We start from the raw sequence: 23,093 nt of genomic DNA on the forward strand, positions 1-23,093 counted from the left end.
CAACGCGACCATGTTTACCGGCGGATACGGCATTTACATTATCATTACCCTGATATTTGCGGGAATTGGCGGGTTGGTAAGCAATCGCCTCAAGAGCAAATTCGCCCACTACAGCCAGGTGCCCATGCCCAATGGGCAGAGCGGGGCGGAGGTGGCGCAGCGCATGCTCGATCACTACAACATTCGTGACGTGCGCATCGTGCCCGGGCAAGGTATGCTCACCGACCACTACAATCCGGCCACCAAGACCGTCAGCCTGAGCCCCGACGTCTATGCCGGCCGCAGCGTAGCCGCCGCCGCAGTGGCCAGCCACGAGTGCGGGCACGCAGTGCAACACGCAAAAGGTTACGCCTGGCTGCAATTCCGCAGCAAGATGGTGCCCGTGGTGCAGATCGCTTCCCGCCTGCAGAGCATCCTACTGATGCTGGCCGTGGCCGGCATCGCGGGCGGCTTCGGGGAAACGCTGCTGCTGATCACCATCGGCGTGTTCGGCGTGACGGCCCTCTTCAGCGTCCTTACCCTGCCCGTCGAGTTCGACGCCAGCCGCCGCGCCCTGGCCTGGCTGGAAAGCAGCGGCACTGCGCGGGGCAGCCTGCACGAAGGTGCCAAGGACGCGCTGTGGTGGGCGGCGATGACCTACGTGGTCGCGGCACTCTCGGCGCTGGCGATCCTTTTCTGGCTGATTCTCCGGTATATGGGCCGGCGCGATTAGCCCGCAAGGACCGATTGCTTACTTTTGCAAAAATTTACCTGAATAATGGAAGACCTGTTAAGCGACCAGCTGGAAGAAACGAAGATGCTCATGGAAGAAGGGGTAGAGCACCTAGAGCGCGAACTCGTCAAGGTCCGTACCGGCAAGGCCAGCCCCGCCATGCTACACGGCATCATGGTTTCCTACTACGGCGTACCCACGCCGATCAGTCAGACCGCTAACGTCAGCACCGCCGACTCCCGCACCCTGACCATCCAGCCCTTCGACAAGTCGAACCTGCCCAACATCGAAAAGGCCATCTTCGAGGCCAACCTGGGCGTTACGCCCCAGAACGACGGACAGCTCATCCGCATCAACATACCCCCCCTGACCGAGGAGCGCCGCCGCCAACTCGCCAAGGTCGTCAAATCGGAAGGCGAAGAGGCCAAAGTCTCGATCCGCAACGCCCGCCGCGATGCCATGGACAGTATCCGTAAGGAAGTCAAGAATGGCTACCCCGAAGACGCCGGCAAGCGTATGGAAGAGAAGGTGCAGGGCTGGACCGATTCCTACATCAAGAAGATCGAGGAGATCGTCGAGAACAAGGAGCGCGAAGTGATGACGCTCTAGTAATTGTAGTAGCGGAAGGCCCCGTCCTCCGCCGTCACGTGTAACTTTTCCGGATAGGCTTCCCGCCAATCGTTCACGCGGTAGGGCGCGTTGGAGCCGTCAACCACGATCGGAACCTCCGCCAGCGCGGCGGGTAAAGCCCCGGGGCGGAAGCCGTTGCGCACCAACAACAGGTCGGCATCGGGCCAGGCGGCCGTGTCCGGATAGGTCCGATCCCCGTCCAGCACCAGCACCCGCCGGTCGAGCAGCCGCAGGAGCGGATAGGCCACGGCCGCCGCCCCCCGGCTCTCCGGGCGATCGAAGGGCAGGGGAGCGGAGAAGGGCACCCCAAGCTTGCGCCGGAGGGGAGCGACCTGGTAATCGAGTTGGCCCTCCGCGAGCGAATCGCCGATCACCGTACCCGCCCGTCCGTCGAATACGTCGATCAGCGTGGCCCGTGGCAGGTGATAGATGGTGAACTGGGGCGGAGTGGGGTTGAGCCAGGGCATGAGCAAGCCGTAAAGCCCCAAAAGGCCGGCCAGTAGGAGGGCCGCCCACCGGGCCCGATGACTGGGGCGAAAGGCCAGGTAGGCCAGACAACCAATCAAGACCGCCAAAGTGAGGGCCATAAAGCCGCTGAAGTCGGCAAACTCCAGCGTAGCCCCCGGCAGGAACCGGCAGAAGAAAATGAAGGCATTTTGCAGGTCCACCACCCCGTTCAGGAGGGTGCCCGTGGGCCACAACCCCAGCCCGAGCGCGGCCAGTAGTCCGTGCAGCAGCCCCAAAGACAGCACGAGGTAAGCAAAGACGATCACCAGGGTGCCGCTGAACAGAAAGTAGACCGGGAACTGGCCGAAGTAATACAAGGCGAACGGAAGGGTGCCCAGTTGAGCCGCCGTAGAGACGCTGACGGCATCCCAGACCCGCGTCAGCGGCCCCGGCAGGTACAGCAACCGCTGCAGCGGACGGGCGAAGAGAGCGATGCCCGCCACGGCGGCGAAGGACAGTTGGAAACCGACCTGGAAGAGTTGCTTGGGCTGCACGACCAGCATCAGGAGGGCGGCGATGGCCAGCAGATTGAAGATGCTGTTGTTGCGGTTCACGGCGCGGCCGATCAGTACGATGCTCACCATCAGGGCCGCCCGCTGTACCGAGGCGCTCAGGCCGGTCACCAGGGCAAAGTACCAGACCGCCAGCAGGGTGACCGCCGTGCGCACCGCCGACCAGAACGGACGCGCGGGCAGCACCCACCCGAGCAGCTGCATGACGACCAGGGCCAGGATGCCGACGTGGAGTCCCGATACGGCCAGTACGTGGATGGCCCCGGTATCGGCGTAGGCCGAGCGCACCTCCGCGCCCAGCAGGTCGCGTTTACCCATGATCAGGGCGGCGGCCACGGCCAGGTTGTCGCCCGCGAGGTAGGGCGTCAGGGTCGCAAACCAGGCATTGCGGGAGCGGTCGGCCAGGACCGCGAGCGAGGAAGTCGGGGCGGGCACCAGACGTTCCCACTCGTGCGCGTCGGCGTAGGCCCGGTGGTAGATCGACTGTCCGGCCAGGTAGGCCCCGTAATCGAACACCTCCGGATTCAGCGGGGGCGGCACCCTTTCCGGCGTCACGTTCAGCAGGACTTCCTCCCCGACGGCGAGCGTGTCGCCCCCTTCCAGGTACGCCAGCAGTTTGCCGCTGACGGGGTGAGTACTCCGGGCGCGGATGATGCCTGCCACCTCAACTTCCACGGCCGTACGTCGGGCACCGGGGCGCACGGCCGCCACCGATCCGGCCAGCAGGTCGCCGGCTACATACTGATGCCCGAAGTTATCCGCGTGGTTGAGGGGGTGCCGCCCGGCGGCGTACCAGCCCCCAAATCCGGTTAGTGCCGCGAGCAGCAGGAGCGAGACAAGCGTAGCCCGACGAGGATCTGGGCGCGGCCGCAGGTGCAGGGCCAGGGCTAACAGCAGGGCCGTCAGGCACAGGGCGGCGAAGGGCGCGGTGTAACGGTAATCCAGAACCGCGGACGCCAGGATACCGGCAGCCAGCGCCGCCACGGGGGGAAGCAACGGGGCGGCAGCCCAAGCGATGGTGGGCCGGTCGGATGCGCTGCGAGGGATCACCGACCGAAAGGTAGTATTTTTGGCTTTTTCAACCTTACCCCCGGCATGAACCAAATGTTATTGCTCCTTGCGGTCCTGCTTTGCACCTGCGTCCGCGCCCAGGAGACCCTGACGCTGAGCGATGCCATCCAGCGCGGACTGGAAAACAACTACCAGATCCGCATTGCCGCCAACGAACTCGAGGTGGCCCGCAACAATAACGACTACGCCCTCACGCAGAAGTACCCCACCATTTCCCTGGGCATCAACCCCGGCGTAGCCTACCGCAACCAGAGCAACCCCGCCAGCATCGTGGTGCAGAGCGCCACCACGAGCTACACCCTGGGCCCTTCCGCCAACCTCAACTGGGTGATCTTCAACGGTGGCCGCATCGCCATAAACAAGGAACGCCTGGAAACCCTGGCCGACCTCAGCGCCGGCCAGCTGCAACTGCAAATCGAAAATACCGTGCAGGACATCATCAACGCCTACTACAACGCCGTGGTGCAGCGCGAGCAGATCGAGGTGCGCGAGCGGGTGCTGACCCTGAGCCGCGACCGGATCGAGTACCAGCAGGTGCGCCAGGAATTCGGGCAGGGCGGCACCTTTGACGAACTGCAGGCCCGGGATGCCTACCTCTCCGACTCCTCCGCCCTCACAGTTCAGCGCGTGAGCTACCGCAACGCCGTCCGCAACCTCTTGCAGGCGATGGGCAGCGACGACCTGAACCAGGAGGTAGAGCTCGCCGATGACCTGGTGTACGACCCCACCGACTACGATGCCGCGGCCCTGGAAGATCAATTGATCGCCGCCAACCGGACCCTGCAGAACCTGCTCATCAATCGCGACCTGGCAGCCCTGCAGACCCAGCTGGTGGAAAGCGAATACAAGCCCACCGTAGGCATCGGGGCCGGCTTCGGCTACGACTTGGCGGTACAGACGGGTACCCAGACCTTTGAATTCGGTGGCGACCAGCCGGGGCGCGAGCAGGAGCTGCCCGGCGTGGCGGCCCGGACGATTACCGGTAACGTGGGCTTCACGGCCAGCTACCTGCTGTTCGACGGCGGTAACCGGCGCGTGCGCGAGCAATCAGCACGCCTGCAGGAGATCACCGCCCAGCTCGACTACCAGTCGGCCCGCCAACAACTGCGCACGGCCCTGCTGAATACACTGGCCCTATACGAAAACCAGGCCCGCATCATCGGCATCACCCAGGACCTGATCGCGAACGCCGAGCGCAACCTCGAGATCGCCGAGGAGCGCTTCCGGGGCGGGACCATCAACAGCTTCGACTACCGGCAGATCCAGCTCAATTACGCGAACGCGGAATTCCAGTTGCTCAACGCCCTGCTCAACCTCAAGAATACCGAGACCGAGCTGCTGCGCGTGACCGGTCAGATCATCCGCTAGGGCCGCAAGCACGGGCCGAAACGCTACCTTGCGCGCATGATCGCGTACGTAAAGGGCACCGTGGCCCACAAGAACCCTTCCTTCGTAGTGGTGGAGGCCGGGGGCATCGGCTACCACATCAACATCAGTCTGTACACCTATACCCGCATCGAGGGTGCCCAGACCGTGACCCTGCTGACCCACTTCCACGTGAAGGAGGACCAGCAGACGCTGTTCGGCTTCTACGAAGAGCAGGAGCGCAACCTCTTTCGGCTACTTATCTCGGTGAGCGGGGTGGGACCGGCCACGGCCCTGGTGGTGCTCTCGAGCATGAACGCCGAGGAGCTGCGCGCCGCGGTGATCGGGGAGGACGTGAGCACCATCCGCAAGGTGAAGGGGATCGGTCCGAAAACGGCCCAGCGGATCATTCTGGACCTCAAGGACAAGATGATCAAGGAATCTGGCGAATCCCCGACAATGCTATCGCCGCAAAGCAATACGCTTAGGAGCGAGGCGTTATCAGCCTTGGTTAACCTGGGCTTTGGCCGGCCCGCCGTTCAACGCGCGTTAAATCGGGTACTTGCGGCCCATCCTCAGACGGCTACGCCGGAAGACCTGATCAAGCTCGCGTTGCGTGAACTGTCTTCCTAGTCCCGGCCCTCTGTTGACTGTCTAACTACCTCCCGTAACTACCAGCGGGAAAACGCTTTAAGCCCGCCGCCCTTACTTCATACCCGGGGGTCAGGAAGGATTGCATCGTATGAACAAGACACTACTCTCTCTTTGTGTTGCCCTGGTTTCCCTCAGTTTCACCATCGTGCCCTACCGCACGGAGGCTGACGCCGTGGCCAGCCGCGAAGCTGCCCTTTCCTTTCTTTCACCGGTCCTGACGGACACCCTGCCCCCCCTGCGCGACCGCCGCCGCGACTTCATCACCGACCCCAACCGCAACCCCGTCGACCTGCGCGACCCCGCCGGCGTGGAGAAGACCGTGGAGTACGACCCCGCCACCGGCCGCTACATCGTACGCGAGCGCCTTGGGGAGATCGACTTCCGCCCGCCCACCTACCTGACCTTCGAGGAATACTTTGAATACCGGCAGCGGGAAGACCAGCGCCGCTACTTCAACAACCTGGCCGGGGTGGGCAACCCCGAGGACTTCGTCAGTGTGGGCGACCCGCTGGCCGACATCGAGCTGGACCCCGACCTGGTCAACAATCTCTTCGGCGGCACCGAGATCAGCATCCAGCCGCAGGGCAGCGTCGACCTCAGCTTCGGCCTGAACTACCAGTACCAGGACAACCCCTTCATCGTGGAGCGCTTCCGGCGCAATACCATTTTCGACTTCGATATGGACATCCAGATGAACGTGACCGGGCAGATCGGCGACAAGCTCAAGCTCAACACCAACTACAACACCGGAGCCAACTTCAACTTCGACAACCAGATCAAGCTCGACTACAACAGCGAGGCCTTCGGCGAGGACGACATCATCCGCAAGATCGAGGCCGGCGACGTGAGCCTGCCCCTGCGCGGTACCCTGATCGAGGGCGCCCAGTCGCTGTTCGGACTCAAAACCGAGCTGCAGTTCGGCCACCTGCGCCTGACGGCCATCGCCAGCCAGCAGCGGTCGCAGCGCGAAAAACTGACCATCGAGGGCGGCAGCCAGCTCCAGGAATTCGAGGTCTACGCCGACGAGTACGACGAAAACCGCCACTTCTTCCTCAGCCACTACAACCGCGAGGTGTACGAGGAAGCCCTGAGCAACCTGCCGCAGATCCAGACCCTCTTCCACCTGGAAAATATCGAGGTCTGGATCACCAACGACCGCAATGAGGTACTGGACGTGCGCGACATCGTGGCCTTCGCCGATCTTGGTGAGCCCACCCGTCTGACGAACCCCCGGGCCGTCGGGCAGTTCCCCACGCCCCGCTACCAGGAGATTTGCGACGGTCGCCCCCTGCCCGAGAACGGGGCCAACGACCTCTACGGCCGCCTCGTGGCCCAGGAGGAGAACCTGCGCGACATCGACCGCACGGTGGCGGTGCTGCAATCGGCCCAGTTCGGCCTCGAGCAGATCCGCGACTTCGAGAAGGTGTCGGCCCGCAAGCTCGACCCCCGTGAGTACACCGTCAATCCGGAGCTCGGCTTCATCTCCCTCAATATCAACGTACAGCCCGACCAGGTGGTGGCCGTCTCTTACCGCTACAAGTACAACGGAGAGATCTTCAAGGTGGGCGAACTGTCGGTGAACACCGACAACAGCAGCTCCGACACCAGCAACTTCGCCAACCAGGTGCTCATCACCAAGCTGCTGAAGAGCTCCACCCAGCGGGTGAGCGAGCCGGCGTGGGACCTGATGATGAAGAACGTCTACTCCCTCGGTGCCTACCAGGTGAACCAGGAGGACTTCCGCCTCGACGTGCAGTACGAGAACCCCGGACAGGGCTTCCAGCGCTTCCTGCCCGTACCTACCGACCTGCCCGGCGGTACCTTCAACCCGATCCCCGGCGTGCCGCTGATCCGGGCCTTTAACCTCGACCGCCTGAATACCCAGGGCGATCCGCAGCCCGACGGGGTGTTCGACTTCGTGCCGGGCATCACCATAAACCCCTCTACGGGACGCATCTATTTCCCTGTCCTCGAACCCTTCGGCAGCGACCTGGCCGAGCGCCTGCCACCCGAGGTGGCACCGCGCTTTACCTACCAGGAACTGTACGATTCCACCCTCTTCCAGGCCCGCGAGTTTCCCGAGAAGAACCGCTTCGCCATCCGGGGCTCCTACAAGTCTACCGTTCAGAGCGAGATCAGCCTCGGCGCCTTCAACATCCCGGCGGGCTCCGTACGGGTGACGGCCGGCGGCGCACTGCTGGTGGAGGGCCGCGACTATACGGTCGACTACAGCACCGGGCGGGTGCGCATCCTCAACGACGCCATCCTCAGCTCCGGCGTACCCATCAACGTAAGCTTCGAGGACAATACGATCTTCAGCCTGCAGACCAAAACCATGCTGGGCCTGCGCGCCGACTACGAGGTGAACGACAACCTCGCCATCGGTGGCACCTTCATGCAGCTCTTCGAGCGCCCCTTCACCCAGAAGGTGAACCTCGGCGAAGACCCCATCAACAACCGGATATACGGCTTTGACGCCACCTACAACCAACCCTCCGGCTGGCTCACGCGCACCCTCGACAAGCTGCCGTTCTTCAGCACCAACGCCCCCTCCAACGTCAGCCTGACCGCCGAGACCGCCATCCTGGACCCCGGCCACAGCAGGGCCATCAACCTGAGCCGCAGCGAGAAGGGCGGCATCGTCTACCTTGACGACTTCGAGGGCACGGCCAGCCCCATCGACCTGATGACGCCCGTGCAGCGGTGGTACCTGGCCTCCGTACCGCAGAACGACGCCGGCAACAACAACCCGCTCTTCCCGGAGGCGCAGTTGCCCGGACTCGTCAGCGGCGCCAACCGCGCCAACCTGAGCTGGTACCGCATCGACCAGAGCGCGCGTAACGCCCTTGACAACAACAACGTCTACACCAGCGTGGTGCCGCAGCAGGAGGTCTTCCCCTTCTTCGACGCGGGGGCCGGGCGGCGCGGACTGTTCCAGTTCTTCACCTTCGACATGTCGTTCTACCCGAACGAGCGTGGGCCCTATAACTTCGACACCCCCTCGGGCTACCCCGGCCTGACCGCCGGTGCCCTGCCCGACCAGGGCGACCCCCTGACCCCGGTGAAACTGCTCGACCCCGCCAGTCGCTGGGGCGGCATCATGCGGGAGATGACGACGACCGACTTCCAGTCGTCCAACATCGAATTCATCGAATTCTGGATGCTCTCGCCCTTCCTCGACCCCCAAAACGGTCGGCAGGCTGCTCCGGACGCCGCCGACAAGCAGGGTACGCTCTACATTAACCTCGGCAACGTAAGCGAGGACATCCTCAAGGACAGCCGCAAGTTCTTCGAGAACGGATTGCCCACCCCCCTTAACCCGCGGCGGCCCGTGGACCGGACAGTTTGGTCGCGCGTACCCGTGGCCCAGCAGATCACCCAGGGCTTCGACAACGACCCCGAGAGCCGGAAAGCGCAGGACGTCGGCCTGGACGGATTCGATGACGACGGTGAGCGGGAGCACTTCGCCGACTACCTGGCCGCCTTCGCGGGCAACCCCCAGGTGCAGCAACGGCTGGCCGAAGACGTGTCGAACGACAACTTCTACTACTTCAACGACCAGGAACGCTTCGGCGAGGACGTGAGCCTGCTCACGCGCTACAAGAACTTCAACAACACCCAGGGCAACTCCGCGGCCAACGACAACACCAACAACAACCTGCGGCAGTCGGCCACCAACCTGCCCGACGACGAGGACCTCAACCAGGACAATACCCTCAACGAATCCGAGAGCTACTTCCAGTACGAGATTCCCTTCGTGCAGTCGGCCGTGAACCCCCGGGAACTGGACGTGGAGGCCACCCCCTTCATCACCGACCGCATCGAGGACGTGGGCGGGACGGGCCGCATCTGGTACCGCTTCCGCATCCCCCTGAATACCGACCAGAAGACCTCCGTGGGCGGCATCCAGGACTTCCGGTCGATCCGCTTCATGCGCATGTTCATGAAGGATTTCGAGGCACCGGTGACCCTGCGCTTCGCCGAATTCGAACTGGTGCGCAACAGCTGGCGCCGCTACAACCGTCCCTTCCAGACCGGCCCGATCATCGGGGGTGAGGAAGACACAGAATTCTTTATTGACGCCGTCAACATCGAGGAGAACAGTCGCCGGCAACCCTTCAACTACGTGCTGCCCAACGGCATCCGTCGGGAGCAGAGCCTAGGCCTGGTGACCACCCTGCAGAACGAGCAGTCGCTGGCCCTGAAAGTGCAGAACCTGCAGCCCAGCGACAGCCGCGCCGTGTTCAAGTACACGGAAACCGACCTGCGCCTCTACGAGCGCCTGAAAATGTTCGTCCACGCCGAAGCCACCGGGGAGAGCCGCATCGACCGGCCCAAGGACGGCGAGCTGCGCCTCTTCATGCGCCTGGGCTCCGACTTCGAGCAGAACTACTACGAGTACGAAGTGCCCCTGGCGCTCTCCGACACCACCGGACTGGACGGGCTCAACCCCAACGGCACGGCCTACGCCGATTCCGTCTGGCTGCCGGAGAACGAGGTCGACCTGCCCCTGGAACTCCTGCGCGAATTGAAGTTGGAGCGCAACAACAGCAGCGTACCCTCCGACGCCACCTACGAACAGAGCTACTCGCCGGGAGACGGCATCAACCATACCCTGCGCATCAAGGGTAACCCCAACCTGGGCTTCGTGAAGGTCTTCATGATCGGCGTCCGCAACGAAAAGGACCTGGACAACGACGGCATCAGCGCCGAGGTGTGGGTGAACGAACTGCGCCTGGAGGGGCTCGACGAGCGGGGCGGCGTGGCCGCCATCGCCCGCGCCGACGTGCAGCTGGCCGACCTGGGTAACCTCACCGCCGCCGTCAACTACAGCAGCATCGGATTCGGGGCCCTGGACAACAGCGTCGTGGAGCGCAACCGCTTCAAGACCGCCGGCTACGACCTGGCCACTACCCTGAGCTTCAACCGCTTCCTACCCACCCGCTGGGGCGTGAATTTGCCGGTTTACCTGCAACACAGCAAGCAGGTGAGTACCCCCGAGTACGACCCCTATGACTACGATATTCCGCTGCAGGACAAGCTCCGGGCCGCCGAAAGCCCGGTCGTGCGCGACAGCATCCGCGAGCAGGCCCAGGAGATCGACAAGATCACGGCCGTCAACCTCAACAACGTCAGCATCGCCCCCTCGACGCGGCGCACCAAGCCCAGCCCGATCGATCCGGCCAACTTCTCGGTCAGCTACGGTTACACCAAGAACGAACACAGTGACCCCTACATCCAGTCGGAAGTCGTGCGGGACCACACCGGGGCTTTGGACTATACCTACAGCCGCGCCCAACCCAAGAGCTTTGAGCCCTTCAAAGGCATCGAGAGCAAGTACCTGCGCCTGCTCAGCGAGTTCAACCTGAACCCGCTGCCGAATACGGTAAGCATCACCAACGTGATCAACCGCAGCTTCGCCACCACCAGCTACCGCTTTGCCGGGGTCGACGAGAAGTTCAATACCTTCTTCAACAAGCGCTTCATCTGGAACCGCAGCTACGACGTGCAGTGGAACCTCACGCGAAGTCTGCGCCTGGGCTTTAACGCCAACATGAACACGACGATCGACGAGCCCGACGAGAACGATATCGTCGTACTGCCCGAGGAGGAAGCCCAGCAGATCCGCCGCGACAGCATCTGGAGCAACCTGCTCAACGGCGGTCGGCCCAAGCAGTACAACCACACCATCAACGCCAGCTACCAGCTGCCGCTGCGCTACCTGCCCTTCCTCGACTTCGTCGACGTGCGCGCCCAGTATCTCGGCAATTACACCTGGGCCGCCGCGCCGCTGCTGATCCAGGAGCGCGGACTGGGCAACATCATCCAGAACAGCCAGCAACGGCAGGTGACGGCCGACCTCAACTTTGAGCGCTTTTACGACCAGATTCCCTTCCTGCGCGCCGCCAACCAGGCGGGGCGGCAGCGCCGGCCGACCCGGCAAACCGGTCGGCAGTCCAACAACAATGAGACGGCCGCGGGCGGCAGTTCCTTCCTCCGGCCCCTGCTGGCCATCCGGCGGGCGCGGTTCACCTACAGTGAGGACTTCACGACCGTCATTCCCGGCTTCCTGCCCGAACCGAACCTGTTCGGCCTCAGCGACGGCTTCACCACCCCCGGCTGGGGATTCGTCGCGGGCCTCCAGCCCGAGATCCGCACCCTGGCCGAAGACCAGCGGGCCACCGACGCGGATTACCTCAACGAGCTCGGTACCAGCGGCTACATCAGTACCAGTCCCTACCTGAGCCAGGACGTGATCCAGAACTACACGAAGCAGTGGGACGCCAACGCCATCGTGGAGCCCTTCGCCGACTTCCGCCTGGAGCTTACCATGGACCGCAGTTTCTCGGAGAATTACACCGAAACCTTCAAGGTGCTCGAGAAGGGCCCCAACGAGCCCTTCACCCACAGCGTTCCCGTGCGCGACGGATCGCTCACCTTCAGCAACGGCGGCGCCCTGAGCCTTTTCAACCAGGATACTACCAACCTGAATAACCTCTTCGCCGCTTTTGAAGCCAACCGGCGCATCATCAGCCGCCGCCGCGGAGGCAGCACCCCGCACGCCGATCCCGACCTGGCGGCGCAGGGCTATTCCTTCGGCTACGGCCCCAATCAGCAGGAAGTCCTGCTGCCGGCCTTCCTGGCGGCCTACCGCGATGAAGACCCGAATACGGTGAGCCTCGATCCCTTCGACGTCACCGGCGCCCCGAACTGGCGACTGACCTGGAGCGGCCTCGACCGGGTCGGCGACCTGAGCAACATCTTCCGGCGGGTCAACATCACCCACGGCTTCCAGTCAACCTTCACGATCGCCAGTTACGGTACCAGCCTCGATTACCTGGACGCGCTCGAGCGGCAGGCCAATCCCCAAATCGCCGGCTACGATACGGTCAGCCTGAATTTCTTCCCCCGCATCGAGATCCCCAACCTGTCCGAGGCCAAGTCCTTCGCGCCCCTCCTCAGCATCGACGCCGAACTGGTGAACGGGCTGTCGGTCAACTTCGCCTACACCAGCTCCGAGACCCGCAGCATCAACGTGGTCAGCAAGCTGCTCTCCGAAAGCGTGGGCAAGCAGGTGATCGGTGGCTTCGGGATCGTGCTGCAGGACATCCAGATCGGCTTCTTGCAGGGCCGGCAACGCACCCGCGAACCCGCCCCCACGACCAACACCGGACGCCCCGGCGGCGGCAACAGCCGCAGCGGCGGCCGACTCAACGTCAGCGACATGGACATCCAGTTCAACTTCAGCCTGCGCGACGAAAAATCATACGCCAGCCGCCTGCTGCCGCCCACCCGCGAGATCATCGAGGGCGCGCGCATCTTCACCCTGGCCCCCTCGGTAGAGTACCAGCTCAACCAGCGGCTCAGCCTGCGGGCCTTCTTCGACTACCGCAAGACCACCCCCTTCAACCCCCTCGGTTTCCCCCAGACGGCCGCGAGCGGCGGCGTGGTCGTGCGCTTCCAATTGAACTAGAAGGGCCTTTCAGTAGTACCGTTATACGGCAGCCCTTGCGGACCGTCCACAGCCCTACCGAACCTAATCGATTTTACCAGCGATAATGACTACTCCCCAATTCTACCCCCTCCGCGTCAACCGCCTCCAGCCGGAAACCGACCAGGCGGTAAGCGTATACTTTGAACTCCCCGAGCACGATCGGACGGCCTTCAACTACCGGGCCGGCCAGTACCTCACCCTCCGCTTCGTCATCGACGGCAAGGAGGAACGGCGCGCCTACAGCATGTGCTCGGCCCCCCACGAGGATGAGCTGGCGGTGACCGTCAAGCAGGTCCGCAACGGTATCGTCAGCAACCACATCGCCCAGAACCTGAAAGCCGGCGACACCGTCGACGTCATGCCCCCCATGGGCCGCTTTCTGGCCGACGTGGACCCCTCCGCCCGCCGCCGCTATTACCTCTTCGGCGCGGGCAGCGGCATCACGCCCCTGATGTCCATCCTGCGCTCGGTCCTCGAAAAGGAACCCAAATCGGAAGTCATCCTCTTCTACGGCAACCGCGACGAGGACAACATCATCTTCAAGCAGCAACTCGACGAACTGGAGCGCCGCTACGCCGGTCAGCTTACCGTGGAGCACACGCTGTCGCAACCCAAGAAGTACCCCACCAAGGGCTTGAAAGGGCTCTTCAAGCGCAGCCATACCCGCTGGGAAGGAGCCACCGGCCGCATCGACCGCCGCGCGATCGTCAAGTTCCTCCAGCAGTACCCCACCGACGGGATGAACTGCCGCTACTATGTCTGCGGCCCCGGGGAAATGATCGACAACGTTGAGGCCGCCCTGCTAGGCCACGGCATCGACGACAAACTGATCCACGTCGAACGCTTCGTCTCCGCCAGCACCGACAACGGCGCCGCCAAGACCAAAAGCGTGGGCGGTACCGTCAACGTGAAGCTCGACAAGGAACTGCTGACCATCGAACTGGAACCCGGACAGTCCATCCTCGACGGACTCCTCCAGGCCGGCAAGACCCCGCCCTACAGCTGTCTGGCGGGCGCCTGCTCCACCTGCATGGCTCGTGTGGACAAGGGCGGCGTGAAGATGGACGTGTGCTACGCCCTCGACGATTCCGAGGTCGAGGAAGGCTACATCCTCACCTGCCAGTCGCACCCCACCACCCCGGAGGTCGACATCGATTTCAACGTGTGATCCTGGGGCGCCGGCGCACGGGTGCCGGGCCTTTTGACCAATATCCACGAAATTCGGGTAACAATTCCGTCCGGCTCCGCATTGACGACTGCGGGAGACGTATATTTATTGTTTCTCGCCCACGGCCATGTTCACCTTCCGACCGGTTCCGCTCCCCATTCTGCTAGTCCTCGCGCTCTGCGCGACGCAACTGGCGGCGCAAACGCGTATCGGGCCGGATGGCACCCGGGAACGCGACCCCGTACTCACCGCTACCGGTAAGGAGCTCTACTTCACCCGACCCGATCATCCCCGCAACCAGGGAACCGAAGACCGTGCCGACATCTGGTTCCGCCAGCGCGGTGCCGACGGCCGTTGGGGGCGCGCCCTCAACCCCGGGTCCCCGGTCAACTCATTCGACGACGATCGACTGCTTAACGCCAGCGTGGACGGCAAACGCCTGGCCGTATTGCGCACCGGAAAGAATGCCGTGATCCACCTGCTGGAGCGGGAAGGACGCAGCTGGCGCATCATCGGCCACTGGCCGCTGCCCGCGGAGGTGGAAGACCCGACGGAGGCGACCTTCAACGCCACGGGTCAGGAACTGATCTACTCCCGCCGCAACCCCGACAAGGGCTCCGAAGACCTTTACCTGCGCCGGGCCCTGGCCGACGGCGCGTGGTCCGCCCCGGAGCCCCTGAGCTGGCTCAACGGCCCGGAAAACGAAAGTAAGCCCCAGTTTGCCGCCGACGGCCGCACCCTCTACTTCCGACGCGGCGCGGGGCAGTGGTACCGGCAGGAAGACCGCGGTCGGGCACCACAGGCCGTAGCCATCCCCGGTCGCTACCTGCAACTGGCCGCCACCGACGAGGTGCTGGTGGCCACCACCGACGACCTGGGTAAGGATGAGCACCTGGTCACGCCGGACCTGCCCCTGAAGGTGTTTTGCCCGCCCGGTCGCATCAGCTACGGTACCCTGGGCAACCCGCCCGCCAAGGGATCGCCGACCGTGGCGGTGCCCCTGAGCTCGGGGATTGAATTGCGGGTACTGCCCGACGTCCTGCACCGCTACGCGGTGGTGCTTCGCGACGGGGAGATCGCCTTCCCCGAAAGCGATATGCCGCCGATGGACAACGTCCGTCCGGCCGGTAGTCTGGCCAGCCTGCGGGAGATCTCCGCCGACAACCGCGAAGCCTACCTGCACCAATCGCTGGCGGAGCGGCAGCGGGAACTGGCGCGCCTGGACCGCCTGCGGCAACAACGATACACGGTAGGAAAAACCGACCTGGGAACGCCAACGGAAGAATGGACGGCTCTGGACACCCTGCCCCCGGCGGCCGACACCTCTGCGAGCTTCCGCGCCCGTTACGCCCGCGATCTGGCGGAGTTGGAGCGGATGAAGGCCAAATTCCGGAAACAACAGGAGGAGCGCCTGCGCGCGCGACAGCGCGACAACTACCTGGACCTGGGCTGGAGCGACCGGCCCGGTGAAGAACCCGATACCACCGAGAATATAAATACGGATGCTTTGCGTTCCACCGTTCGCTCCGGCCTGTACCCCAATCAGCGGCCCGCCGTCACTGACCGCCGTCCCTGGGAGAACAACATCCGCAACGAGGTGGCCCGTCCGGCCACGCAGAACCCTCCGCAGGAATTGGATGCGGAATACGCCCGCCAGCTGCGGGAGTTGGAAGCCCTGCGGGCCCAACTGCGGGAAATGAACGGCACCCCTGATCCATCGGCTACCCGGTATCCGGCGACCGGCCGGGAAGCGCTGACCAGCAAGTCGCCCGGTACCCCAACTGCCACCAATCCGGCGGCGCGGAGGAGTGCCCTAGGGGTGACCTTCATTCCGAACACGGCCTATCCCAATTCCTCGGGGTATGCGGCGCTGGAAGCGCTCGCGGGCCGGGTGAGGGCCGGGGCAGGGGTTATGGAGATTCGCGTACACACGGCTCCGGGCACCGACCCGCGGGCGGCCCAGTTGCTCAGCGAGGAACGCGCCGTCACTATTCGGAATTACCTGCTCAATGCCGGTATAGCGCCCGAAAACTTCCGCGTCATTGGCTACGGTAACCACCAGCCCGAGGGAGGTGAGCGGGTGGAGGTGGTGGAGTAGGAACCCTTACAACTCAATGATCTTGCCCGAGTCGGCCACCTGGAACCGCCGTGCCGTGCTGGCGCTGGCCTGGTAGTCGAATTTTTGTCCGCCCTGCCCCTGGCCGCTCACCTGGTAGATCATCAGCGCTTCGGTGATGGCGGCGGTGGTCTGGGTAAGTTCCGCGCCGTCGTAGCTGGTGCCGGCAAGGATCAAGCGGTCGATGACCTCCTCGGTTTTCGGGTTTAGCGTAACGAGGGTATAGTGGTACTGCGCCAGGTCGGCCCGCCAGTAGATGATGCCAACGTAATTGTCCGCTTCCGGCAGCCGCAGGCAGGCGATGAACTCCGTAAACTCCTCGTTGACCTGAGTGGGCTCGAGAGGGATCAGGAACTGGTCCACCATGCGCGAGGGCAGCGGCGGTGTTTCCTTACTGATGCGGCGGACCGTGTCCTCGCCCAGGGTGATGGGGAGGGCCAGTTCCGGGAACTGTTCTACAAAGTGGGAAAAGCGGATGCGGGGGGTATCGGACATACGGTTCGGGCGTTGAATTAGGGAATACACTACCGGTAAGCAGTTGGTTGAGGCGGGCAGGGAGGCTTACCGCTCCAGTACCAGGGCCAGGGTGCGCCAGCGCACTACGTTGCCGCGCTTGTCCATGGGCTCTTCCAGGTCCAGGGGGTCGGTGAGGTCCAGCAGTTGCCAGCCCTCGCGCAGCAGGTGATCCACGATTTTGATGGGTGGGTGAAAGTGCTCCCACTGCTTCTGTTTAAGGAAGTTGAGGGGGGAGACCATCACTACCCGGCCGCCGGGCTTCACCACCCGTTGCCACTCGGTAAAGGCCCGGCGCGCGTCCGGTAGCCGGTCGATCAGAAAGGTGTTGATCAGCAAGTCGAGGCTGTGGTCGGGGAAGGGCAGGGCGGCGGCGTCGGCGAGCGCAAACTGCAGGTTGGGCAGTTGGTGGCCGGTGAAGGACTCCAGGGGGTAGCCGTAACGGAGCAGGTTAGCCGAAACGCTTTTGCCGGCCGTCCAGTAGTCGCGGCCCTGACGAAGCATCTGGTAGCTGAAGTCGATGCCGTAGCAGTCCCAGTCCGGGTGTGCCAGCGCGATATCGCCCACGAGGCGGCCGACGCTACAGCCGACGTCGGCTACGGCCCGAGCGGGGCCGGCGGGGATCCAGGGCTGGAGGTAATCGGCGAGGGGTTGCAGGGGATATCCGCCGTGCAGTTCATCGGCGAGGTGGAGGGCGGTCTGCCGGGCTACGAGTTCATCGTAGCGTTCGTAGACGTCCTGCCGGACTTCTTCTTCCGATTTGCGGTAGTAGAGGGGGATGCCGCGTCGTTCGTCGAGCGGCGGGGGTAACAGGCTTCCGAAAGCGGACACGCGTCAGGCACTGAAGGAGGTGCCACAGCCGCAGGTCTCCTTTGCATTGGGGTTGTTGAAGGTAAATCCGCGGTTTTCGAGTCCGGTGGCCCAGTCGATCTCCATGCCGAGGAGGTAAAGGGCGTGGCCGGGCTTCATCAAGACGAGTTCGTCGCCGACGGTAAACTTTTGGTCGTCGCTTTCCGGGAGGTCGAAGCCAAGCTGGTACTCAAAACCGGAGCAACCGCCGCCGCGCACCCCGATGCGCAGGTGGTGCTCTTCGTTGACCCCGAGCTCACTGCGCAGCCGCTTCAGCTGTACCATGGCGGACGGCGTAATGGAGATGGGGGTGGTTTTGGTAGTTGACTTAACTTCGGCGCTCATAAACGATAAATTACTTTACTGGGCAGTTAACAACGGTATTTACCGCATAGTTGCCCGCCAACGAACGCCCGTGGTAATGCTTAACATTCTTTTGTGGACGGTGCCGGTCGTGCTGACGGTGGTTCTGGTGTGGCTCCTGGGCGGTGTGCTGACCCGCTTCCGGGAGGCGGTCACGGCATTGGAACGGAAAGTTACGGCACCCGCGCCCGCGCAACAGGAAGCCGATCCGGTCGATCCGCTGGCGTTGCGGTTGCAGGCGTGTGAGCGGTTCACGCTGATGCTGGAGCGGATATCGGTGCCCAACCTCCTGCTACGCCTCCCGCCCCACGAAGAGACGCCGCCGCGGGAGTACCGGGCCGAACTGCTGCTGGCCATCCGGCAGGAGGTGGAGTACAACATCACCCAGCAGATATACGTAAGCGACAGCCTGTGGTCGATCATCACCCACGCGCGCGACAACATCAGCCTGCAGATCGCCCGGGCCGCCGAGGAGGCGGAATCGAGCCGGCATATCGCCGACCGGCTCCGGATGATCAGCGGGCAGCAGGAGGAAAATCCTATTGCCCTGGCGCAGGGGGCCATTCGGCGGGAAGCCGCTTCGGTGCTCACCCGCTAGGCCAAAAAAAGAACGGCGCACCGGGGTTGCCGGTGCGCCGTTGCTAATTCTATCGTGGGATAGCTTATACAGCGAAACTTTCGCCACAGCCGCATTCGCGGGTGGCGTTGGGGTTGTTGAAGGCAAAGCCCTTGCCGTTCAGGCCGCCGCTGAACTCCAGGGTGGAGTTGCAGAGGTAGAGGAACGACTTCAGGTCGCACACGACGGTTTCCCCGTTGTCTTCGAACACCTGATCCTTCGGCTTCAATTCATCGTCGAAGTCGAGTTGGTAGGACAGGCCGGAGCACCCCCCGCTGGTGATGGACACCCGCAGGAAATAGTTATCGGGAAGGCTTTTGGCCTCACGAATTTCGCGCAGCCTTTCCTTCGCGCTGTCGGCAACGAAAAGCATAGGATCGAAATTTAGTGCGAGGCGACGATGGACTCGGCGGTCTGGACGCCGTTCTTGGCCTGGTAGTCTTTGATGGCGCCCTTGATGGCGTCTTCAGCGAGTACCGAGCAGTGGATCTTCACCGGGGGCAGGGCCAGTTCTTCCACGATGGCCATGTTGTCGATGGCCAGGGCTTCGTCGACGGTCTTGCCTTTCAGCCACTCGGTAGCGAGGCTGGAGCTGGCGATGGCCGATCCGCAGCCGAAAGTCTTGAACTTGGCTTCGGTGATTTTCTTGGTTACGGGGTCGACCTCAATTTGCAGCCGCATGACGTCGCCACACTCGGGAGCGCCTACGAGGCCGGTGCCTACGTTGGTCTTGTTCTTGTCGAGCGTGCCTACGTTGCGGGGATTCTTGAAGTGGTCGAGAAGTTTTTCGCTGTATGCCATTTTCTTATTATTTGAGGGTTAGACCGTGGTCGGTCTTAGTATAACAGGCCAGCCGCCGGCATAGTTGATGATCGCGCTGCCGGCGGGAGGGTAGGGGAAGTACCGGCGCTAGTGCTCCGACCATTCGATGGCGTCGATGTCGATGCCTTCCTTGTACATTTCCCAGATGGGGCTGAGGTCGCGCATGTGGTTGACGCCTTCGGCCACCTTGGCGATGGTTTCGTCGATGTCTTCCTCGGTGGTGAAGCGACCCAGGCTGAAGCGGAGGCTGGAGTGGGCGAGGTCGTCGCCGAGGCCCAGGGCCACCAGTACATAGCTGGGCTCGAGGCTGGCCGAGGTACAGGCCGATCCGGAGGAGACGGCGATGTTCTGGTTGAAGGTCATCATGAGACCTTCGCCTTCGACGTGCTTGAAGCTGATGTTGGTCACGTGGGGCATGCGGCTTTCGCGGCTGCCGTTGACGTAGGATTCTTCCAGCATGCTGGTGAGGGCGTGCTCCAGTTTGTCGCGGAGGCGGCTCAGGCGTTCGGCGTCCTGCTGCATTTCGGCCTTGGCGATCTCGGCGGCCTTGCCGAAGCCGACGATGCCGGGTACGTTGAGGGTGCCGGAGCGCATGCCGCGCTCGTGACCGCCACCGTCCATCTGGCTGGTGACCTTCACGCGGGGGTTCTTGCGGTTGACGAAGAGGGCGCCGACGCCTTTGGGACCGTACATCTTGTGGCTGGTGAAGGCCATCAGGTGAACGCCTACTTCCTTGGGGTCGACGGGGATCTTGCCGACGGCCTGGGTGGCGTCGGACATGAACAGGACACCGTGCTTGGCGCAGATGTCGCCGATGGCTTTCATATCCTGGATGACGCCGGTTTCGTTGTTGGCCCACATGACGGAGACCAGGACGGTCTTGTCGGTGATGGCCGCTTCGAGTTCGCCGAGGTCGATGAGGCCTTCGCGGTTCACGTCGAGGTAGGTGACCTTGCCGCCCATCTTTTCGACCTTGCCGCAGGCGTCGAGGACGGCCTTGTGCTCCGTCTTGACGGTGATGATGTGGTCGCCCTTGCGCTTGTACATTTCGAAGACGCCTTTGATGGCCAGGTTGTCGGATTCGGTAGCGCCACTGGTGAAAATGATCTCCCGCTCATCTACGTTGATGAGGTCGGCTACCTGCTTGCGGGCGGTTTCCACGGCCTGCTCGGCGGCCCAGCCGAAGGGGTGGTTGCGGCTGGCGGCGTTGCCGGGATTCTCGTAGAAGTAGGGTATCATGGCATCCACTACCCGGGGATCGGTGGGGGTGGTGGCATTGTTGTCGAGGTAAATAAGGCGCTGGCCCATAGGTATATATCTTAGATCTTGATCAATTCGCTCCATGCTAACACCTAGGCATTCGTTTGGTTGCCGGGGGAAAGGTTGGAATTTCGTCAGCTTTTAACGGGGGCAAAAAGCTCCCGGATCCGGTAGTCGTCGCGGCGTTTAGGCGTCATCCCGCGAGCGCTGCAGTACTGCTGGTGCCGCGCCTCCGCCCGGTAGAAGGCGGTCACGCGTTCCACGTCGGTAGCCGGTGAGAAGCCGTTTTCGCGCAGGGTTTCCAGCATGGCGCGGGCGGTGGCCAGCTGCTCGTCGTCCTGCAGGGAAAAGATGGCCGAGCGGTATTGCCCCGTTCCCCTGCCCCGGTTGAACTCGAAGTTGTGGAGAGTGAAAAACTCGGTAAGGAGGGCCCGGGTGGATAATTTCCGGGTATCGTAGGTCACGGCGACCACTTCGGCGTGGCCGGTGTCCTGCTCACAGACCTGGATGTAGGTGGGTTCGGCTACCCGTCCGCCGGCAAAGCCGACCTGGGTAGCGATCACGCCGGGCAAGCGCCGCAGGTGGTACTCCCGACCCCAGAAGCAGCCGCTGCCGAGCAGAAGGGTAGCCCTTCAGGCTTCGTTGATGTCGAGGGAGCCGTGCTCGGCCTCGTACTTCTCGCGGGGGATGAATTTGATCGACAGGCTGTTCACGCAGTGGCGGGTATTCTTCTCGGTGAAGCGCTCGCCGTGGAACACGTGCCCCAGGTGGCCGCCGCAGTTGTTGCAGAGGATCTCGATGCGCCGGCCGTCGGCGTCGCGGAGGTGCTGTACGGCGTTCGGGACCTCGTCGTCGAAGCTCGGCCATCCGCAGCCGCTGCTGAACTTATCGTGGCTGTCGTACAGTGGGGCCTCGCACCTGCGGCAGACGAAGACACCATCCTGCTTGAAGTTATTATACTCACCGGTGAAAGGCATCTCGGTGCCTTTGCGGGCGATCACGCGCTCCTCCTCGGGGGTCAGGGTATTCCAGTTCTCTTTAGCTTTCATACCAGCCAAAACAGGTACAGGCCGAATAGGGTTCTCCGGTAAGATGCGGCCTCAGGCCGCGCTGGTACAATGCGGCCTCAGGCCGCGAAAGCAAAATGCGGCCTCAGGCCGCGATGGTAAGATGCGGCCTCAGGCCGCGAGAGTAAAATGCGGCCTCAGGCCGCGAAAGCAGGATGCGGCCTCGGGCTGCGCAGTGGAATGCGGCTTCCCCGGAATTACCCCGGCACCTGCGCGCCGCCGCAATACGGCAGACAAACAACCACAAGCGCGTTACCCATCAATGAAGCGAGGAATAACTGCCAGCGACTACCGGGCTAAACTACCAATAGACCAAAAAAACCACCCCTAAACTTCCTCCACCACAAAATCATAGCTCTCCATGATCACATTAGCGAGCAGTTTCGAGCAGGCGAGTTCCACCTTGTCGTGGGCTTCCTGTTCGTTTTCGGCGTGCAGTTCCATGGTGACGTGCTTGCCGATGCGGACGTCGCTGACGCCCTTCAGGCCCAGGTTGGGAAGGTTCTTGACGACCACCTTGCCTTGCGGGTCGAGGAGTTCGGCTTTGGGCATGATGTTAATGTGGGCTAGGAACTTCATAGAGTCGACTTGGCGGGAGTAGGCGGGTACACCAGGTTAAGGATGACGTAGACCAGGACGATGAAGGGGAAGGCCGAGGTCCACAATAGAATAAGCAGGCAGATTGCCAGGGCGGCAAAGATATACCGCGTCTCATTCCCGGCCCACCCGAAGCCGTGCAGCTTGAAGGAAAACATGGGGTGCTCGCTCACCAACAGGTAGCTCATCAGCAGGATGGAGGGGTAAATGACGAGGGGGTGAAGCGCGTAGGGTGCCCAGTTCTGGTTGGTGGCCACGATGAGCATCAGTCCTACGGCGTAGACCGTGCTGGTGGGGGTGGCCACGCCGATGAAGTTCTCCGTTTGCCGGGTATCCAGGTTGAACTTGGCCAGGCGCAGGGCGCTGAACAGGGCCACGATGAGGGCCGGGGCGGCGTACCACGACCAGCTGATGGGGGCTTGCAGGGCGAGGGGCCAGTTTGCGGAGGGCGCGGGTGCCGGGTCCGTCGGTAACTGCAATAATACGTAGTAGATCACGGCGGGCACTACCCCGAAGCTGACCATATCGGCCAGGCTGTCGAGTTCCTTACCGTGCTCGCTACTGACGTTGAGGCTGCGGGCCACCAGTCCGTCGGCGAAGTCGAACCAGCCGGCCGCGAAGAGGAACCAGAAGGCCGGAATGAACCGCAGGTCAAGGATGCAGATGAGGGCCGCGCACCCGCAGAAGAGGTTGAGCAGGGTAACGAAGTTGGGGATCCAGGCTTTCACGGCCGGCAAGTTACAAGTTAAAGGTTTGTTAGGGTAAGGACAGTTTAC

19 protein-coding genes are annotated in these 23,093 nt (G+C 63.0%); 8 read left to right on the forward strand and 11 right to left on the reverse strand.

What is annotated here, in order from left to right; translation table 11 throughout:
• Positions 1 to 10: 10 nt before the first annotated feature.
• Positions 11 to 712: a zinc metallopeptidase gene (locus E4021_RS13030; protein WP_136459797.1), complete on the forward strand. Its 702-nt coding sequence runs from the start codon at positions 11 to 13 to the stop codon at positions 710 to 712.
• Positions 713 to 757: 45 nt separating this feature from the next.
• Complete coding sequence (gene frr / locus E4021_RS13035; RefSeq protein WP_136459798.1) at positions 758 to 1,321, forward strand: ribosome recycling factor; 564 nt, start codon at positions 758 to 760, stop codon at positions 1,319 to 1,321.
• On the opposite strand, the gene E4021_RS13040 is transcribed toward frr, so the two are convergent.
• Entirely contained in the window at positions 1,318 to 3,411 is a 2,094-nt protein-coding gene (locus E4021_RS13040) for a ComEC/Rec2 family competence protein (protein ID WP_168797597.1), read from the reverse strand. The two genes, frr and E4021_RS13040, sit on opposite strands and share 4 nt — an antisense overlap.
• Before the next feature lie 45 nt (positions 3,412 to 3,456).
• On the opposite strand from E4021_RS13040, the gene E4021_RS13045 reads away from it, so the two are divergent.
• From E4021_RS13045 to E4021_RS13065, 5 genes are all read left to right on the forward strand, one after another.
• Complete coding sequence (locus E4021_RS13045; RefSeq protein ID WP_136459800.1) at positions 3,457 to 4,800, forward strand: TolC family protein; 1,344 nt, start codon at positions 3,457 to 3,459, stop codon at positions 4,798 to 4,800.
• A 36-nt stretch (positions 4,801 to 4,836) separates the two neighbouring features.
• The gene (ruvA, locus tag E4021_RS13050) at positions 4,837 to 5,430 is read left to right on the forward strand and encodes a Holliday junction branch migration protein RuvA (RefSeq protein ID WP_136459801.1); all 594 of its coding nucleotides are present in this window, start codon (positions 4,837 to 4,839) and stop codon (positions 5,428 to 5,430) included.
• Between the two features lie 109 nt (positions 5,431 to 5,539).
• Complete coding sequence (gene sov, locus E4021_RS13055) at positions 5,540 to 12,925, forward strand: T9SS outer membrane translocon Sov/SprA (protein WP_136459802.1); 7,386 nt, start codon at positions 5,540 to 5,542, stop codon at positions 12,923 to 12,925.
• An 85-nt stretch (positions 12,926 to 13,010) separates the two neighbouring features.
• Positions 13,011 to 14,114 (forward strand): ferredoxin--NADP reductase, encoded by a 1,104-nt coding sequence (locus tag E4021_RS13060; RefSeq protein WP_136459803.1) that lies wholly within the window; start codon positions 13,011 to 13,013, stop codon positions 14,112 to 14,114.
• Positions 14,115 to 14,241: 127 nt separating this feature from the next.
• Positions 14,242 to 16,212 carry an OmpA family protein gene (locus E4021_RS13065; RefSeq protein ID WP_136459804.1) on the forward strand — a complete coding sequence of 657 codons (1,971 nt, stop codon included), beginning with the start codon at positions 14,242 to 14,244 and terminating at the stop codon, positions 16,210 to 16,212.
• A 6-nt stretch (positions 16,213 to 16,218) separates the two neighbouring features.
• Here the strand turns inward: E4021_RS13065 and E4021_RS13070 are convergent, their stop codons facing one another.
• From E4021_RS13070 to E4021_RS13080, 3 genes are all read right to left on the reverse strand, one after another.
• Positions 16,219 to 16,725, reverse strand: a complete 507-nt coding sequence (locus E4021_RS13070; protein WP_136459805.1) for a hypothetical protein — start codon at positions 16,723 to 16,725, stop codon at positions 16,219 to 16,221.
• A 66-nt stretch (positions 16,726 to 16,791) separates the two neighbouring features.
• Complete coding sequence (locus E4021_RS13075) at positions 16,792 to 17,574, reverse strand: class I SAM-dependent methyltransferase (protein WP_136459806.1); 783 nt, start codon at positions 17,572 to 17,574, stop codon at positions 16,792 to 16,794.
• A 3-nt stretch (positions 17,575 to 17,577) separates the two neighbouring features.
• Positions 17,578 to 17,937 carry a HesB/IscA family protein gene (locus E4021_RS13080; RefSeq protein WP_136459807.1) on the reverse strand — a complete coding sequence of 120 codons (360 nt, stop codon included), beginning with the start codon at positions 17,935 to 17,937 and terminating at the stop codon, positions 17,578 to 17,580.
• Positions 17,938 to 18,013: 76 nt separating this feature from the next.
• On the opposite strand from E4021_RS13080, the gene E4021_RS13085 reads away from it, so the two are divergent.
• Positions 18,014 to 18,553: a DUF7935 family protein gene (locus E4021_RS13085; RefSeq protein ID WP_136459808.1), complete on the forward strand. Its 540-nt coding sequence runs from the start codon at positions 18,014 to 18,016 to the stop codon at positions 18,551 to 18,553.
• Positions 18,554 to 18,617: 64 nt separating this feature from the next.
• Here the strand turns inward: E4021_RS13085 and E4021_RS13090 are convergent, their stop codons facing one another.
• From E4021_RS13090 to E4021_RS13120, 7 genes are all read right to left on the reverse strand, one after another.
• On the reverse strand, positions 18,618 to 18,944 hold the full coding sequence (locus E4021_RS13090) for a HesB/IscA family protein (protein ID WP_136459809.1): 327 nt from the start codon (positions 18,942 to 18,944) through the stop codon (positions 18,618 to 18,620).
• Positions 18,945 to 18,955: 11 nt separating this feature from the next.
• Positions 18,956 to 19,372, reverse strand: a complete 417-nt coding sequence (iscU, locus tag E4021_RS13095) for a Fe-S cluster assembly scaffold IscU (RefSeq protein WP_136459810.1) — start codon at positions 19,370 to 19,372, stop codon at positions 18,956 to 18,958.
• Positions 19,373 to 19,480: 108 nt separating this feature from the next.
• Positions 19,481 to 20,701 carry an IscS subfamily cysteine desulfurase gene (locus E4021_RS13100; RefSeq protein WP_136459811.1) on the reverse strand — a complete coding sequence of 407 codons (1,221 nt, stop codon included), beginning with the start codon at positions 20,699 to 20,701 and terminating at the stop codon, positions 19,481 to 19,483.
• 86 nt (positions 20,702 to 20,787) lie between these two features.
• Positions 20,788 to 21,273 (reverse strand): peptide-methionine (S)-S-oxide reductase MsrA, encoded by a 486-nt coding sequence (msrA, locus tag E4021_RS13105; RefSeq protein WP_136459812.1) that lies wholly within the window; start codon positions 21,271 to 21,273, stop codon positions 20,788 to 20,790.
• Positions 21,274 to 21,285: 12 nt separating this feature from the next.
• The gene (locus E4021_RS13110; protein ID WP_136459813.1) at positions 21,286 to 21,702 is read right to left on the reverse strand and encodes a methionine-R-sulfoxide reductase; all 417 of its coding nucleotides are present in this window, start codon (positions 21,700 to 21,702) and stop codon (positions 21,286 to 21,288) included.
• A 345-nt stretch (positions 21,703 to 22,047) separates the two neighbouring features.
• Positions 22,048 to 22,299 (reverse strand): phosphoribosylformylglycinamidine synthase subunit PurS, encoded by a 252-nt coding sequence (gene purS, locus E4021_RS13115; RefSeq protein ID WP_136459814.1) that lies wholly within the window; start codon positions 22,297 to 22,299, stop codon positions 22,048 to 22,050.
• The gene (locus E4021_RS13120; protein WP_168797598.1) at positions 22,296 to 23,045 is read right to left on the reverse strand and encodes a CDP-alcohol phosphatidyltransferase family protein; all 750 of its coding nucleotides are present in this window, start codon (positions 23,043 to 23,045) and stop codon (positions 22,296 to 22,298) included. Before E4021_RS13120 ends, purS begins: the two co-directional genes overlap by 4 nt.
• Positions 23,046 to 23,093 lie beyond the last annotated feature (48 nt).

This window comes from Neolewinella litorea, assembly GCF_004803465.1.
Lineage (GTDB): Bacteria > Bacteroidota > Bacteroidia > Chitinophagales > Saprospiraceae > Neolewinella > Neolewinella litorea.